This is a genomic window from Rhizocola hellebori, assembly GCF_016862955.1.
Classification (GTDB): Bacteria; Actinomycetota; Actinomycetes; order Mycobacteriales; family Micromonosporaceae; genus Rhizocola; species Rhizocola hellebori.
In genome coordinates this window covers 70695-87317 of record NZ_BONY01000010.1, presented here as the reverse complement: position 1 = coordinate 87317, position 16623 = coordinate 70695, and the positions used below count along the sequence as shown (strand labels likewise).

At 67.1% G+C, this 16623-nt stretch carries 13 protein-coding genes; 7 read left to right on the top strand and 6 right to left on the bottom strand.

The window, feature by feature from the left end; all coding sequences use genetic code 11:
* The first annotated feature begins 12 nt into the window (after positions 1-12).
* Positions 13-969: a TIGR03621 family F420-dependent LLM class oxidoreductase gene (locus Rhe02_RS10010; RefSeq protein ID WP_203907849.1), complete on the top strand. Its 957-nt coding sequence runs from the start codon at positions 13-15 to the stop codon at positions 967-969.
* Positions 970-978: 9 nt separating this feature from the next.
* Here the strand turns inward: Rhe02_RS10010 and Rhe02_RS10005 are convergent, their stop codons facing one another.
* Positions 979-1737, bottom strand: a complete 759-nt coding sequence (locus Rhe02_RS10005; protein ID WP_203907848.1) for an META domain-containing protein — start codon at positions 1735-1737, stop codon at positions 979-981.
* Positions 1738-2019: 282 nt separating this feature from the next.
* Here Rhe02_RS10005 and Rhe02_RS10000 point away from each other — a divergent pair, with 282 nt between their 5' ends.
* Positions 2020-2733 carry a dienelactone hydrolase family protein gene (locus tag Rhe02_RS10000; RefSeq protein WP_203907847.1) on the top strand — a complete coding sequence of 238 codons (714 nt, stop codon included), beginning with the start codon at positions 2020-2022 and terminating at the stop codon, positions 2731-2733.
* 39 nt (positions 2734-2772) lie between these two features.
* Here Rhe02_RS10000 and Rhe02_RS09995 read toward each other — a convergent pair whose 3' ends face one another.
* Together Rhe02_RS09995 and Rhe02_RS09990 are read right to left on the bottom strand one after the other, a co-directional pair.
* Complete coding sequence (locus Rhe02_RS09995; protein WP_203907846.1) at positions 2773-3519, bottom strand: hypothetical protein; 747 nt, start codon at positions 3517-3519, stop codon at positions 2773-2775.
* A gap of 5 nt (positions 3520-3524) precedes the next feature.
* Positions 3525-4361: a sulfurtransferase gene (locus Rhe02_RS09990; protein WP_239123610.1), complete on the bottom strand. Its 837-nt coding sequence runs from the start codon at positions 4359-4361 to the stop codon at positions 3525-3527.
* Between the two features lie 151 nt (positions 4362-4512).
* Here Rhe02_RS09990 and Rhe02_RS50495 point away from each other — a divergent pair, with 151 nt between their 5' ends.
* The gene (locus Rhe02_RS50495; protein WP_203907844.1) at positions 4513-7497 is read left to right on the top strand and encodes an ATP-binding protein; all 2985 of its coding nucleotides are present in this window, start codon (positions 4513-4515) and stop codon (positions 7495-7497) included.
* Here the strand turns inward: Rhe02_RS50495 and Rhe02_RS09980 are convergent.
* On the bottom strand, positions 7492-7875 hold the full coding sequence (locus Rhe02_RS09980) for a VOC family protein (protein ID WP_203907843.1): 384 nt from the start codon (positions 7873-7875) through the stop codon (positions 7492-7494). The genes Rhe02_RS50495 and Rhe02_RS09980 overlap by 6 nt on opposite strands.
* Positions 7876-7912: 37 nt before the next feature.
* Entirely contained in the window at positions 7913-8257 is a 345-nt protein-coding gene (locus tag Rhe02_RS09975) for a cupin domain-containing protein (protein ID WP_203907842.1), read from the bottom strand.
* Between the two features lie 77 nt (positions 8258-8334).
* Between Rhe02_RS09975 and Rhe02_RS09970 the strand changes: the two genes are divergently transcribed.
* The gene (locus Rhe02_RS09970; RefSeq protein ID WP_203907841.1) at positions 8335-8946 is read left to right on the top strand and encodes a TetR/AcrR family transcriptional regulator; all 612 of its coding nucleotides are present in this window, start codon (positions 8335-8337) and stop codon (positions 8944-8946) included.
* Here the strand turns inward: Rhe02_RS09970 and Rhe02_RS09965 are convergent.
* The gene (locus Rhe02_RS09965; RefSeq protein ID WP_203907840.1) at positions 8924-10039 is read right to left on the bottom strand and encodes a cytochrome P450; all 1116 of its coding nucleotides are present in this window, start codon (positions 10037-10039) and stop codon (positions 8924-8926) included. The two genes, Rhe02_RS09970 and Rhe02_RS09965, sit on opposite strands and share 23 nt — an antisense overlap.
* Before the next feature lie 830 nt (positions 10040-10869).
* Here Rhe02_RS09965 and Rhe02_RS09960 point away from each other — a divergent pair.
* The 3 genes from Rhe02_RS09960 (at position 10870) to Rhe02_RS09950 (ending at position 16434) form a co-directional block, all read left to right on the top strand.
* Positions 10870-11361 (top strand): NUDIX hydrolase, encoded by a 492-nt coding sequence (locus Rhe02_RS09960; RefSeq protein ID WP_239123608.1) that lies wholly within the window; start codon positions 10870-10872, stop codon positions 11359-11361.
* Between the two features lie 228 nt (positions 11362-11589).
* Entirely contained in the window at positions 11590-15249 is a 3660-nt protein-coding gene (locus tag Rhe02_RS09955) for a reprolysin-like metallopeptidase (RefSeq protein ID WP_239123606.1), read from the top strand.
* A gap of 90 nt (positions 15250-15339) precedes the next feature.
* Complete coding sequence (locus Rhe02_RS09950; RefSeq protein WP_203907838.1) at positions 15340-16434, top strand: hypothetical protein; 1095 nt, start codon at positions 15340-15342, stop codon at positions 16432-16434.
* The last annotated feature ends 189 nt before the right edge of the window (positions 16435-16623 follow it).

Genomic DNA, 16623 nt, shown 5'->3' with positions numbered 1-16623 from the left:
CACGATTGTGGCATGCGTCCCTTCCGTTTCTTCGGCCTCGCGGCCGCCGGTCCGGTCGGCATCGGCGAGATCGCGGAGACTGCCCGCCGGGCCGAGGCGGCCGGGTTCACCGGACTGGTCCTGCCGGATCATCTGCTTAAACAGCACGCCCCGATACCTGTTCTGGCCACGGTGGCCGCCGTGACCCAACAGTTGCGGATCATGCCTTTCGTGCTCAACGCCGCGCTGCGCCACCCGGCCGTGCTGGCGCAGGACCTTGCCAGCCTCGACGTGCTCTCCGGCGGCCGCCTCGAAGTCGGCATCGGCGCCGGGTGGAATCGCCTGGAACACGAGGCTGTCGGCATACCTTTCGAGCCGGCCGCCCGCCGCGTCGACCGGCTCGCCGAGGCGGTCGACGTGCTCAAGGGCTGTTTCGGCCCGGATCCCTTTTCGTACCAAGGAAAGTTCTACGCCTTGGACCACCATGACGGGTACCCGAAACCGGTGCAGCAGCCCCATCCCCCGCTGTTCATCGGTGGCGGCGCGCGCCGGCTGCTCACGCTGGCGGCCCGGCACGCCGACACGGTCGGCTTGGCCCCGCGTGTGCTGCCCGGCGGCAACGGAGTCCCCGCACCCGATCCGGGCAGCCTCACCCTTGCCGCGGCGCAGGAGAAGGTCGCCTGGATCCGTGCTGCGGCGGGTGAACGCTTCGAAAGCCTTGAGCTGAACCTCTACCCCAGCGGCGGGCCGCTGGTCGTCACCGCGAAGGCCGCTGAGCCGGCGCAGCAGCACGTCGACAATTTGCGCCGGGTCACCGGGGTCGAGCTGACCACCGCCGACGTTTTGCAGTCCCCACACGTGTTCATCGGAACGGTCGCCGAACTGGTCGACAAAATCCGCTCGCTTCGCGCACTGCTGGGCGTCAGCTCGTTCATGCTCGGCGAGGTCGACGCGGCCATCCCCATTGTCGAACAGCTCGCCGGTCAGTGACCGCACCGGTCAGGGCGCCGCGCGCAGCTGCAAGCCCTTTCCGTTGGCGTTGCGCAGCTCCAGCAGGTCGCCGTCAATCTTCGCGGTCACCTGCCCGCTGAGCGCGCCGAGCATCGCCGCCTCCACTGCCGCGCCGTCCCCGGCACACGCCTTTTTGGTGGTCTTGAGGTCGGAGAAGGTTATGGCGCCCGGGGTCTGGACGGCCTTGCCGCTCAGCTGGTTGCAGCCGGCGTCGCCGGTGACCGTCTCCCCGTCGAAACGCAGGAACGCCGGTGTGCCCTGCGGAACGGACCCCGCCGACTGGCCGTCGACCAGTGACTGCACCATCCATTTCGTCCCCTGCAACGGCTTGTCCGGCTGGCTCGCCGACTTGTCGACGAGCTTGATCGTCTCTGTCTCGCCGGTGAGGACCAGCTCGTCGCCGTTGACGGTGAATTTGGGGCCTGCCTTCAGAAACGCCGACAGCCAGGCGTCCTGCTTGTGCCGGGCCTCGTCGCAGCCCAGCGTGGTGCTGCCCATCTCGGCGACCTTCATGTGGTCGCCGTCGAAGCTGACATCGCCGAACAGGTGGTTACATCCGGCCTGCGCGGTCAGCTTGCCCGCTTCGGGGAAGGCGAGCTGCAGCCGGGTGCTGTCGGCCAGGGTGTGGCCGGTGACCTCGGTCGACAGGAACGTGCGCCCGACGAACTGCGAGCCCGCACCGCCACCCAGGCCGCTGCACGCCGACAGCACCAGCAGGGTCACGGCCAGCCCGGAACGCATAATCATGATGACTTTGACCTCCTCGAAGCACTGCGAGTTCCCTTGGTACCGCGATATAAAGTGGCCAAGGCGGAAAGCCAACCTTGGCCACCGTTGCTTCCTGCGAAAGGCTATGCGGGTGAAGCGCTCTCAGCCGAGTTCACCAGGGACTGAGTGTCGCCGTCGAGCCGAGGTCGCGCGCACGTGGCAAAGCGCTTCGCGGCCTACCTGAGCACCGCGCATGAGGAATGAGTTGGCGTTGCTCGCGTTCGGAGTACATTGGCTGGCGGACAGGAGGCGGTGAAACACATGGAAGATCATCTGAATCCGTTTGTCATGCAGATCAAGGCAAGCCGCAAGGAACGCCACGGCACAGTGGACCTCTACCTGCCGGAGGCGGATGAACCCCGGCCGGCGATCGTGTTTGTCCACGGCGGCCCGCTGCCCGCAGCGGTGACACCGAGGCCACATGAATGGCCAGTCTTTGCCGGGTACGGGGCCATGGCGGCCGCGGCTGGCGTGCTCGGAGCCGTTGTGGCCCATCGGCTGCACACCCCGGCCGACTACCCGCTCGTCGCGGCGCAGGTGCAGCAGGCCATCGACACCGTCCGGGCCGATCCCCGGGCCGACGCAGACCGCGTGGCGCTATGGTTCTTCTCCGGCGGCGCGTTGCTGATGGCCGATTGGGTGAACCGGCCGCCGGACTGGCTGCGTTGTGTCGCCGCCACCTACCCGGTGCTGGCTCCCCTGCCCGGCTGGCCCGTCGAGCCGCGTTTCCACCCCACCACCACGGTCGGCGACTGCGGCAAGATGCCTATCGTGCTGACCCGGGCCGGACGCGAACATGAGCTCATCGCCGCCGGGGTGCAGGCCTTCGTCGACGCCGCCGACGCCGCGAACTGTCGTCTTGAGATCATCGACGTGCCGAACGGCCGACACGGATTCGACTACCTCGATCCCGGTGAAGAGTCACGCGACGCCGTCGAAACAGCCCTGGGCACCGTGCTTTCCAGCTTGGCGTGACCGGCTGGGAAAGGCCGAGCCTTTCCCAGCCAGATGTGGCTAGACGGACGGCCGGATGGGCGACCACCGGACCCACACCGCGCCGGCCACCACACCGAGCCCGAGCAGCACGGTGACCAGTGGGCTGGCCAGCGGAACCACTCCGAGAAGGACGAGGGCCAAGCCGAGGAACAGCCCCAAGGGCAAGCCCAGCAAGGCGCCGGAGACGATGCGGCCGGCGCCCGGTGGTGTGCGCGACCGGCCGAGCAGGGCCAGCGCGGCCGCGAAGAGGACGAGCCCGGCAAGCGCGACCCAGATGAGCGGACTGTCGAAGGCCCCGCCGGCGATGACCACACCGACCTGCGCGGTGCAGTGCCGCTGACCGTTCTCGTCGTGGGTGGCCCGCAGGTCCAAGACCACCCCGGCTGGTACCACCGATGGAAGGTCGTAGGTGTAGGTTCCCGACCGTTGCGCCTCGGCCGCGTTTCCTTGCCACCGGCCCAGATCGATTGAGCCGAACGGAGGCGGCAACGCCAGCGCCACATGCCCGGCCACCTCCCGCGAAGCCGCGGCCGGCCCCACCACAGTGCCCTGCCACGACACCGTGTCGGCGCGCGGGATCTCGATGATGTCCTCGCCGGTCAGCGCGGTCGAGGTCTTGCTCACCCCGCCCGTCTTCCAGGTCGCGCTCGCCACACAAGCCCCCGCCGGGCTCACGATGTCGGCCGCGTGGGCCGTCGTCGCCGCACCCACCGCCAGCACGCAACCAGCCGCGACCGTCAACGCCACGCCCACGGGTCTGCGCATGGCGCTCACCGCTCGATCGGGACGCCGACGAGCGACCCCCACTCGGTCCACGAGCCGTCATAGTTGCGCACGCTCGGGTAGCCCAAAAGCTCGTGCAGCACAAACCAGGTGTGCGCCGAACGCTCTCCGATGCGGCAGTAGGCGACGATGTCGCGTTCGGAGGTGACGCCGTGACCCGCATAAAGCGACCGGAGCTGGTCACCGGCAAGGAATCTGCCCGACTCCGGGTCGACCGCCTTGGCCCACGGAATGTTGACGGCACCGGGAATGTGGCCCGGTCGTTGCGCCGCCTCGTTGGGCAGGTGATCGGGGGCGAGCCTCTCGCCGCGGTACTCCTCCGGCGAGCGGACGTCCACCATCGCCGCCGCGCTGTTCCCGACGTAATCGGCCCGCACCTGGTCGCGGAACGCCCGAATGCTCAGGTCGGGCTGGGCGGCCCGGTATCCGCTGGTGGCGGCGGCGACAGGCGCTTCGGTGACCAGCTTGCGTCCCTCCAGCTCCCACGCCTTGCGCCCTCCGTCCACAATGCGCACGTCATCGTGGCCGTAAACCTTGTAGTACCAATAGGCGTAGGCGGCGAACCAATTGTTGTTGCCGCCGTAAAGGATTACCGTGGTCGAGTTGGTGATCCCGAGCCGGTCCTGCAAGGCGGCGAACGCGTCGGCGGAGACGAAATCGCGCCGGATCGGATCCTGAAGATCGGTGGTCCAGTTGACCGCCGCGGCGTTGGGCACGTGGCCGCGATAGTAGGCCTCGGTGTCCTCATCCACCTCCACGATCCGCACGAGCGGATCGTCCAGATGTTCGGCCAGCCATTGGGTTGTCACAAGTTTGCCTGTCACCATTCGCTCCTTACCACGGCATTAGAACGTTGCGACGGTACTGAGCTGGGCGTGATCCGCACATCAGAAGATCTCCCTATTCGAGCCCTGAGTCGCTTCGCCGACAGATCGAGACGGCCAATGTCACGAATAATGAGTTGTGCGCCAGCGCGTGACTTGCCCGGAAATGGTCGGCCGCTCAGCGGAGCTTGACCGGCTGCGCGACGGCCTCGCGCGCGCGCAAAAGGGCTCACCCGCCGCCGTGATAGTCACCGGCGAGGCCGGAATCGGCAAGACCCGCCTGCTCAACGAGTTCCTGGCCGGTGTCGGCGACAAGGTCAGGGTGGTCCGCGGCGGGTGCGTCCCCCTGGCCGAGGGCCTGCAGCCCCTGGCTCCCGTCGGCGAGATGCTGCGCTCCCTGGCACGCGATCTGCCAGAACTACCCCAATCCGAAGCCACCGTCCTAGCCGCGCTGCTATCCGGCCAGCCCCCACCCAATCCCGCCCCCACCACGCAAAGCCAGGAGGTTCTGCCCACGCCGCGCCCACCGATGCCCATGCCGCAGCGCCTCACCCCTGCCACGCCGCGTGAGGCGTCTACCGGCGAGGCGCACGAAGCGGTTTCTGGTGTGGCGCTGGAAGGGCACGCTGATCAGGCGCGTTTGTTTGCGACGTTGCGGCGTCTGTTGTTCGCGGCGGCGGAGAACGCCACGATGGTGGTGGTGCTGGAGGACCTGCATTGGGCCGACGCTTCCTCCCGATCGCTGCTTTCCTATCTGGTACACGGAATGCGTCACCAGGAAGGCAGGATGCTGCTCATCGGCACATGCCGCAGCGACGAGCTGCCCGATCAGCATCCGCTGCGGGCGTTGCTGGCTGAGCTGAGCCGGGCCGGAGCTGAGCGGATAGAGCTCGGGGGGCTCGGGCCGGGGCAGGTCGCTGATCAGATGGCCGGCATCCTCAGTGCGCCGGTCGCTGACGAGCTCGCCGCGAGGATGCACGCCCGATGCGGTGGAAATCCTTTTCTCGTGGAAGAGGTTCTGGCTGCGGGTGCGTCGACCGGCCCGCTCCCGCAGGGTACCCGCGACATTCTGCTGCAACGCGTGCGGCGCCTCAATTCCGCGCAGCGCCACCTGCTGCTGGCCGTCGCGGTGGCGGGCCGCACCGCCCAGCACGAGCTGTTGGCTGCCGTCCTCGGCACTGCCGAGGAAATGTTGTTGAGCCAGCTGCGAACCGTCGTCGACGAACATCTTCTGATCGCCGTCGAGCGGGGCTACGCTTTCCGGCACGCGCTGGTGGCCGAAGCCCTGGTGGCCGAGGCGCTGCCGCAGGAACGGGTCAGGCTGCACCGGGCATACGCCGAAGCCTTGACCGGGCGGGCATCCGACGCGGCCGAGACCGCCTACCACTGGTGTGAGGCTGGGGATCCGGTGCGCGGGCTGATCGCCTGTGTCGAGGCCGGGCTGGCGGCGGAGGGTTTGTTCGCCCAATCCGAAGCGTGCCGCCATTTCGATCGCGCCATCCAGCTGTGGGACGAGGCGCCGCCGGCGCATTCGCTGTCGCCACTGGATTTTGTCGAGCTGTGCCGGCACGCCGCCGAGGCGGCATTCCTGGACGGCGACACCGGCTACGCCATCGCGGCCACCCGAAACGCTTTGCGGCGGTGCGCGGCGGACACGGTGCGGGCCGGGACGCTGTATGAGCGGCTCGGCCGGTACCTGTGGGCCAACGGGAACGCCGAGACCGAGTCGATCGGCGCCTACGAGTCCGCGGTGCAGCTCGCTCCGGCGGGCGCTTCGGCGCAGCGGGCCCGCGCGCTCACCGGGTTGGCCGGGGCGCTCACCTACGCCGACCGGCCTGACGCCGCAGCGTGGTGCGAGGAGGCGTTGCAGGTGGCGCGTTCCGCTGGCGCGCAACGCGAGGAAGGCCGGGCGTTGCAGTCGTTGGGCTACTGCGAGGCGATGGCGGGCAATGTCGAAAGTGGACTGTCCGCATGCCGAGACGCGCTCGGCATCGCCACCCGGCTCGGGCACAGCGAAGACCTGTACCGGGCCTACACCAACCTCGCGGGCGTGCTGCGGATGGCGGGCCGAACGGCCGAGGCGGCCGCGACCGCCATGGAGGGCGCCCACGTCGCGCGCAGGCACGGCGCGGACCGCACCTATGGAAACCTTCTGCTGGGTGACGCCGTCGACGCTCTGATCCTGTTAGGACGGTGGGACGAAGCCGACGCCGCGCTTCCCGACGAGCCCGACATCGCCGCGCACGGCACGCCGGTGATCGCGACCAATCTGTGGCTGTCTGCGGCCGGCCTGCACACGTGGCGGGGCAGGTTCGATCGCACCCGGGTGTTCCTCGACGCGTGCATGCAGGCCTACGCGACGCACGGGCACGGCCACGTGCGCAGCATGTTGCACGCCAACCATTCCGAGCTGTGCCTGTGGCAGGGCCAGTACGAGCAGGCCAGCCGATGGATCAGCACAGAGCTGGACCTGTTGGGGCCCACCGAGTTCACGTCGCTGCTGAGCCGGCTGGTGTTGCAAGGGCTTCGGGCCGAGGCTGGGCTGACCCGCCCCGCCGACCTGACCCGCCTGGTGGGCCTGCTTGAGGAGATGTCCCGGCGACCCGATCCCCCGCCCGACGCGGCGGCGCTGATCGCGATGTCGTGGGCGGAGCTGGGGCGCATCCGCGGCGACTGCGATCCTCGGTTGTGGTCGGTCGCGGCGCAACAGTGGGTCAAGCTGGACATGCCGTGGCCGCTGGCCTATTCACGATGGCGTCTGGCTGAGGTGCTGCTGGCGCGCAGGCCGGATCAGGTCCGGCGGCGGGCAGGCGCGGACGCGCTCGCGGAGGCCAACGCGATCGCCGCGCGGCTGGGCGCGGAACCGTTGCGGCTGGGGATCGTGGCGCTGGCGCGCCGTACCAGGCTGCTGTCGGCCGTGACCGATCGCGGGACCGCCGCGGCTCACCCGCTGCTGACCGACCGGGAAAGGGAGGTCGCCGCGCTGCTGCGCTCGGGCGCCACCAACCGCCGCATCGCCCAGCAGCTGTTCATCAGCGAGAAGACGGTGAGCGTGCACGTGTCGAACATCCTGGCCAAACTGGGCGCGGCCAACCGCGGCGAGGCCGCCGCCATCGTGCATCGCGACGGCCTATAGCCCCGCACCGTAGGGCCGCGTGATGATCTCCAGGTTGTGCCCGTTGGGATCGCTCCAGTAGAGCCCTCGCCCGCCGTCGTGGGTGTTGATCTGTCCCGGATGCTGGTGGAGCGGATCGGCCCAGAAGGTAAGCCCGCGCTGCTTGATCCGTTCCCAGATCTGGTCAAACTCCGCCTCGCTGACCAGAAACGCGTAGTGCTGTGGCTTTACCGGGCCACCGACCTGCATGACGTCGAGCGACACCTCGTTGCCGAGCTCGACCACCCGGAACATCCCATAGCTGCCGGCCGGCGCGAGCCCGAGGAGTTCGACGAGGAAATCGGCGGTGAGGTCCCGGTCGTCGGCCTCGACGAGGGTGTGATTGAAGTGCACTGCCATGACAGCCTCCTCACGGTCTTCCCCTCAGGCTAACCCGTCAGGCGGCACCGGGGCCAAGCGATGTGTCCGATGTGGACGGACCTGGCTCCTTGAGCTCGACGAAGATGGCGTGCGTGTCGGTGGTCCCGATGTTGTGCCCCATATGGTCTTGTGCGCCCACCCACCGGACCTGCCCGGGCGTGAGATCGACGTCGACGAAGCGGTCTCCGCTGGAAACGCGCCGCTGGAAGGAGCTCAGCGTGTACATGACGCTGTCCGGGTGACGGTGCGGATGGGTCTTGTCGCCGGGTGTGTCGCGGTATTCCAGGACGCGCACCCGATCGTTCTCAAAGACCACCCGATACAGCTCCGGATCGGTGATCGTGGGATCTTCGCCGCTCATGCCTTTACCCCTGCCTCGGTCTATAGTCGCCGCTTCGTGGGACTCCAGTCCCATGGGACTACGGTACCATGACGGTGATGCCGATACCATATGAGGCGAGTGGCCGTACCCAGCAGAAGCTGCGCACGCGGCAAGCCCTCGTCGAAGCCACCCGGGAGCTGCTGGCACAGGGCGCGACCCCGAAGGTGGAGGACGCGGCCGAGCACGCGGGGATTTCCCGGACCACCGCGTACAGATATTTCCCCAATCAGCGCCTGCTGTTGCTGGCCGCGCAGCCGCAGCTCGAGCCCAAGACCTTGCTCGATGCCGACGCGCCCACCGAGCCCATGGCCCGCCTCGATGCCTTCATGACGGCGTTCACGCAGTACAACTTCGACTGGGAGCCGCAACTGCGTGCCGCGCTGCGGCTATCGCTGGAGCCCGACGCCGAAAAGCCGTTGCTACGCCGGGGACGCGCCATCGGCTGGATCGAGGACGCCCTGGCCCCGTTGCGCGACAGCCACCCACACCTCGACATTGGACAGCTCGCCGTTGCCATCCGCTCGGCAACCGGCATTGAGACATTGGTATGGCTGCTCGACATCGCTCAGCTCAGCCATAGCCGCGCGGCAAAGACCGTGCGTGGCACCGCACAGGCACTGCTCGCAGCGGCACTCGACCGCCCGGCTACCGGTCAGCCGTCCAGATGATGGGTAGCGCGTCGATTATCGCGATCATCGCTTTTCTGTTGCGCGACCAGCGGATTTCGTGCGGTTCGATGGCCAGCTGAAGGTCGTGCAGGTGTGGCAGGAGACTGGTCGCGGCGATCGTGGCTTCCAGGCGAGCCAGAGTGGCGCCCGGGCAATAGCGGTGACCGTGGCCGAAGGCGAGATGGTGCTTGTCGGTTCGGCTGAAGTCGACGAGGTTGGGCTGCGAGAACTGCGCCGGGTCACGATTGGCGGCACCGAGCTGGACATCGATCACGGCACCTTCCGGAATGGATACCTCGCCCACCGTGACCGGGATAGGGGTTCGTCGCAGCGCCGCGTGGAAGTCAGGAGTGCTGTAGCGCAGCATCTCCTCCACCGCCGCCGGCACCCTGTCCGGATGTTGCTGCAGATAGCCGCGTTTGTCTGGGTCGATCAACAGGGCCAGCAGGAGATCGCTGATCAGGCGGGTGGTCGCCGGGTAGCCCTGGATCAGCGTGATGCCGGCACCGCGGATGGCCTGATCGAAGGTGAGCTCGCCGCTGGCGATGGCGGCCGCCAGCTGGGCGCACAGGCTCGTGCTGCCTTCAGGGTGGGTGGAGTGCAGTAGCCCGTGCAGATGGGCGCGCAACGCCTCCCAATGCGGACCGGGCGCGGAGTAGACCTCCGGCTCACGCGGGATGCTGTCGCACCACTGGCGTATCGCGTCGCGCTGGCCGACGGGAATCCCGACGATGGTGAACAGCGCGGTGTAGACGATCGGCGAGACAAACTCGTCGATAAGGTCTGCACGGCCCTGGGTGCGGAGGTCCTCGATTAGGTTTTGGGCGGTGTCTTCAAGCTCGGAGCGCAGAGCTTGGCACGGGCGCTTGCCGGACGCGACGCCGATGAATCGGGGCAGCTCGTCGGCGACCATCGGATCATGTTCCGGGCGGCTCTCCAGCAGCCGCCTGATCCGGGAGTCACCCAGAATGTGAAGGGCCCCTTCGTAAGTCGAGACGACGCAAACCCCCGGTTCTGCCTGGCTGTCCCCTTGACGGGCAGCCAGCGACGCGGCCTCACGCGAGCTGTCATCCGAGGTAGAGATACGAGTCATTCTCAAGGTCTCCAGACGCATTGCCGGTGGGGAGTTGCCAACCAGCTGGGGAAACCCCCCACGACAGGTTGCCGATTACCAGGGCCAGATCCAGCGACCTTCCTGGATCTCCTCTTCACTCCCGGCGAAGATCTGCTCGAACATGAAATCACCCCCTGCCCCATCCGACTAGGCGTGTGTTCGCGGAATGCTATCAGACACATTAGCGCATGTGAATGTATAATAATGTTTGTTTAGCGTAATGGAGGCCGGTCGTTCATCCTATGGCGACTCGGCGCCGGATCCGTTGCCGTCGCAGCAAAAAGCCGCAAACGTCACCGTCTGACCGGGCAGCAAGTAGTCGAGCACACAGCTGAAGCCTCCTTTCGTCGGCAGCGTGCGCGCGAAACATTTCACACCGTCGAGCAACGGGCGGATGAGCTCGGTGCCTGAAGGAACAACGACGTGCAGACTGTGCTTTCAAGACACGTTCCGCATTGCCCGGGCGTAGCGCCAGGGCCGTTGTTGCGCACGCTAAAGCTGATCTCCACCTTCTCGCCCACTTTGGCCTTGCGGGTGGAGCCGAACACCTCAGCGTCCCAGGCGAAAGGATCGGCCGGGGGTGGGGAGGGCGACGGCGGCGACAGAGTGGATCAGCCAGGACGCGAGCATGGCTCACCCTCTCACGATTTGGTTGATCAGGTAATTTCAGTCGATCTATACCCAAGACCTGCACTGCCAGCAACATCGCCAACCACAAGCGCATCGAGCGCGCTGAGGGCTGATAGCCTCCCGAATATGTTGATCATCGTTCACCCCGCTGCCGCGTCCGGCAAACCATGACGCCGAACATGCGCCGTTCCGTCCGTGCGATCGTGCTCGACGACGAAGACCGCATACTGTTGTGCCGGTTCGTCTTCCCTCACCCGGCAGTGCCAGGCCACGCGGAGGGCGTGTGGGCGGCACCAGGCGGCGGCATCGAACCCGGCGAGGACCCGCTGACGGCCTTGCGCCGCGAACTTCGCGAAGAGACAGGTCTCACGATCACCGTGAACCCACCGCACGTCTGGCACCAGGAAGTCGTCACCGATCACGCGCCCGGCTTCGACGGCATCATCAATGACTACTTCCTCATCCGCGCGAGCCACTTCCAGCCCCGCGGCGAAATGAGCGACGACCAACTCGCCGCCGAGGAGAATCTGACCGCGTTCCGCTGGTGGCAGCTCTCGGAGATCGTCAGCTACACCGGTCATGATCTGTTTTCTCCCCGCGATCTCGCCACACCGTTGACGGCGCTTCTCACCACAGGCACGCCGCCGCATCCGGTCCAACTCGGCATCTAGCAGGCCTGGGCAGCAACCACCAGCACCTGTGTCCAAGCTGGACTCGAGGTTTAAGACCAGATCGGCGTGGCTGTAGACGATCACACCCCGAGGGCGCCGATGGGCCGGCCTGGAGGCGGGCAGCTCCATTAATGAGGATCACTGGTTCGGCCGTATGGACAATGTTCACCGTGTCATGAATCCGTCTAATGTCGGCGATGACCATGGCCTTCGAAGGGGATGAATCTCATGACGGCTCGGATGAGGATCAGCAAGAAGGTAAACATGGTCGCGGTGGCCGTGCTGTGCTTGGCGATGCTGCCGGTGACCTCCGCGGCGGCTGCCTCGTCGCAGCAGGACGAGCTGTGGCAGAAGATCGTCGGGGCGCAGGCGCGCAGCAAGGACAGCCGTCAGCCCGACATCGACGCCAAACGCTACGGCGCCTACACCCTCGACCGCACGGCGATGGAGGCGTTGCTGGACAGCGCGCCCAGCGAGGCCACCTCGCGCAGCCGCGCCGCGGTGGCGCCGGCCACGATGTCGCTGCCCGTGCCGGACGGCGGATTCGAGCGGTTCGCGATGACCAACTCGCCGATTATGGAGCCCGGGCTGGCGGCCCGGCATCCGGAGATCCAGACCTACTCCGGCAGGGGGATCGACGACCCGACTGCCACCATTCGCGCGGACCTGACGCCGCTTGGCTTTCACGCTTCGGTGCGCTCCTCGCGCGGCTCCTGGTACATCGATCCGTACTATCACCTGGATCAGAGTGTCTATGCCAGCTACTTCGGCCGGGATCTGACAAACGCGCACGATCAGTTCGTAGAGCGCGAAGACGTCGAGTCGACCGCGCAGGAGCTGCAGGGCGCGATCGCCGACGTCCCGCCCGGCCCCGTGGTGACACTGCGCACCTACCGGCTCGCGCTGGTGACCGACCCGTCCTACGCCACGTTCTTCGGGGCCGCCAACGTCACCGCCGCCAAGGTCACGCTGATCAACCGCGTCACGCAGGTCTACGAGGACGAGACCGCCATCCGCCTGGTCCTGATCGACCGCACCGATGAGACCAACCTCAACACGGCGGCGATGGCGACCGAGCCCAACGGGCCGTGCGGTGCCGCGGCCTGCTTCACCCCGGCTCAGCTCGCGGGATGTGGCGGCGGAACCCTCAACCGCAACCGGATCGTGCTAGGACAACTGGTCGGCGCCAGCAGCTACGACGTCGGGCATCTGGGCCTCGGTGTCAACGGTGGCGGCGTCGCCGGGCTCGCGGTCGTCGGCGGCGACGGCAAAGCGCGCGGCTGCACCGGCCTGCCCACGCCGGTGGGCGATTTCTATGCCGTGGACTATGTGGCTCACGAGATGGGGCACCAGTTCGGCGGCAACCACACTTTTAACGGTACCCAGTCAAACTGCTCCGGAGGCAACCGCAGCGCAGCCAATTCGGTGGAGCCGGGCAGCGGCTCGTCCATCATGGCCTACGCCGGGATCTGCCGGCAGGACGACCTGCAGCCGCACAGCGACCCCTATTGGTCGCAGCGCAGCTACACCGAGATCACGACCTTCGCGACCTCCAGCCGTCCGGCCATCAACGAGGTGCAAACGGTGTCGTTGCGCGACTTCGACGCCAATGGCGACCAATTCACCATCGCCTACAACGATGTGGACTCGACGCCGATCGTGCGGGGAACCAACTTCACCACGGCCGACATCAAAGCCGCCATCGAGTCGATCGCCGGCTGGCCCGCGGGCGCGACGGTCACCGTTGCTGCGTTCGGCGGCGCAGGGGCGCTGACAGATACCGGATTCCAGGTCACCTTCAACGGCGGCCCGCTCGCCGCCGTCAACGTCTCCGCCCTGGGTCTGACCAATCCCGTTGGCGCATCAGGCTTTGTCGGCGAGACGGCCAAGGGCGGCCCGATCGACAACGGCGGAAACCTGATCGAGGTCACCACGAATCACGCCCCCGTGGTCACCGTGCCCGAGGCCGTGACCATCCCGGTGCGCACCCCGTTCGCACTGACCGGGTCGGCCACCGACTCCGACGGCGACACGGTGACCTATATGTGGGAGCAGAACGACCGAGGCGGGATCTCCGGCGGCAGCACCGCCGGCACCGCTCTGGTGAGCAACACCAAGACAAGCGGGCCGCTGTTCCGCCAGTTCGGCACGGCCGCGATCGTCAGCCCCACCGACACGCTGAAGTACTACTCGCCCGGCGAGAACGCGGTGTCGACCGACCCGACACGGGTCTTCCCCGACCTGGCGCAGATCGCCGCCGGCAACACCAACGCCAAGACGGGCACCTGCCCCATCGCCCCACCGGCTCCCGATCCCGTTCCCGCCGCTGTGGTCGACTGCTACTCCGAGTTCCTGCCCACTAGCGACTGGGTCGGGTTCGCCGGAGACCGCACGATGCATCTGCGGCTCACCGCCCGCGACGGGCACCCCGGCGCCGGTGGCGTCGGCAACGCCGAGGTGGCCCTCACCCTCTCCCCCACCGCTGGACCGTTCCTGGTCACCTCGCAAGCGGTTGCCGAGACGATCGAAGGCGGGACCCCGCAGGCGATCACCTGGGATGTGGCCGGGACCGATGCCGCGCCGGTCAGCACCGGCAATGTCCGCGTACGGCTTTCCGTCGACGGCGGCGCGTCCTTCCCCTACGTTCTGGCGGAGAGCACTGCCAACGACGGCGCCGAGACGCTGACCTTCCCCAATGTCGCGACCACCAAGGGCCGGATCCGGATCGAAGCCGTGGGCAACATCTTCTTCGACCTCAACGACTCCGACCTCACCATCCAGGCCGCGCCGCAGGTCACCAGCGACGCGCCGGGTGGCATCGCCAAAGTCCAGTACAGCGACGCTTTCTCCCCGGCCGTGACGATCACCGCCAGCGACGCCGACACCGATGGCTCCGCGCTTACTGCGGCGGCAACGGGTCTGCCCGCCGGCATGGTGCTCACGCTGGACCAGACCTCGCCCGCGGACACCCGCCCCGGCACCAGAAGCTGGACGGTAACGGGCGCCACCGTGGCAGCGCCGGGCGACTATCCCGTCGTGGTGACGGTGACCGACGACAAGGGCATCGCCCGCGCCACATCGTTCACCATCGCGGTGTCCAAAGAGGACGCTGAGGCTTCGTACACAGGAGATAGCCTGGTCTTCAAACCCAGCGGTGGCACGGCAGCGGTTCAGCTCAGAGCGACTGTCCGCGACAGCGCCGATGGCGCTGCGGGCGAGGTCACCAACGCGACCGTCACCTTCAAGGAAGGCGGCACGACCCTGTGCACCGCCCCAGTCGGCCTGCTTGGCAGCGCTGCCACCACCGGCTCCGCCAACTGCTCCGCGGCACTGCCGATCGGCTCGCACACCATCACCGTCGAAGTCGGCAACTACTACACCGCAAGCACTTCGGCCCAGGTGTCGGTGGCAAGCCCCGAAGCCGGATTCTTCACCGCGGCCGGTTTCCTCTTGCCAACCTCTTCGGCGGGTACCTATCCAGCCACCCCCGGCTCGAAGGTCGACTTCGCCATCCTCGCCGCGCAAAGCAGGAACAGCACAAGCCCGTCGGGCATCGTCGCCGCCAACTTCACCTCCGGCGGCCGGGCCTACCTGGTCGTCGGCACGGCCGTGAAGTCGCTGGGCGTGAGTTCCTCAGGCAGCACAGCCAAGGCTGACCTGCGTGCCACGGCAAGCCTGGTCGACGTCACCGACCCGTTCCATCCGGCCACCGTGGCCACGGGCTTGACGTTGCAGGTGACCGGCACCGACCGCAGCCTGCTGGGCTCGCGCGACGCGCTGGCGATCACGCTGTGGAACGGCAACACCCTGCTCTTCTCCTCAGACTGGACAGGTGCCAGGACCCAAGAGCTCACTCTCGCTGGAGGAAACGTCTTGGCCCATCAATGATGACCCGGGACCGGCTCGCCCCTTCGTGAATCTGCACTCATGGCATGAGATGTAGTCATGCGTAAATCGACTACGGCAATAATGGCGGTCATGATCGCAATGGCCGTGACGGGGATCGATTCCCGACCGGCAACCGGCAATCCGGCGCGCCCTCGGATCACCTTTGTTGATCTGGGCCACCTGGGGGACAACTACGCACTGGCCACGGCAATGAACGAGCGAGGCGATGCCGTCGGGCTGGCCTCCGTCCCCACTGACACCCTCGTGCATCTATTTCGATCGCGCGATGGGGTCATGATTGATATCGGCGTCAAGGGTCCTTTCGGCCCGACCTTCGCCGCCGGCATCGACAACGATGGCCGCGTCATCGGCACCTACGGCACCCAACATGGTGATATCGGATTCCTCTGGGAGGAAGGCCAACTCACCGTGATGCCCTCTTCGCCGCGAATCATCAACAACCGGCGTCAGATCGTCGGTGGCGAGGGTTCATACGTCTGGATATGGGACCACGGCACCGTAACCGACATCACGCCGCCTCTGGGCAATGCGCGTGTCCGAGGGTTCAACGACCGGGGTCAGGTCCTTCTTAACGCCGCGGCACCGGATCCCGGCGATCCTAACTCCCCAGTGGTCTCGCGCGGCATGCTCTGGGACCACGGCGTGCTCACCGACATAGGCGACCTCGGTGGTGCCAACACCGAAGTCACCGACCTCAACGACCACGGCTGGGTCACCGGCAGCAGCGAAACCGCCGACGGCCGATTTCACGCCTTCGTTTGGCAAAACGGCATCATGCGCGACATCGGCCTCCGCCAAGCACCCGGCTCCCTGGGTTCCGCGATCAACAATCGTGGGCAGGTCGCCGGCCGGGCCACCTTCGACGGAGCTACGTGGCGGCCCGCGGTCTGGCTCCACGGCAAGATGATCGACCTTGGTGTGGACGGGATGTACGGCGACGCCCACTCCATCAGCGAGCACGGCGACACCGCAGGCGTGAACACCCACCTCGAGCTTGTCTACAGTGAACCGTTTCTGTCGCGGCACGGCGCGTATACCGCGCTACCCCGCCCGGCCGGTGCCGACAGAGGCCAGCTTGTCGGCATCAACCGCGCGGGCACGAAGATAGTCGGCACCATGTACGTGAACGACCGCGCAAAAGCGATCCTTTGGCTTATCGGATAGCAGCGCTGGGCAGATCCGCCCGCGCGGGGTCTGCCCACCGCCGCACTGCCGAGTTCATGTGTACTTCGCGGCGCTGCCGATCGCTCGGTTACCACCACCGTCGAGGTCGGCAACTATTACACCGCAAACACTTCGGGCCAGGTGTCGGTGGCAAGCCCCGAAGCCGGCTTCTTCACCGCGGCGGAGGAA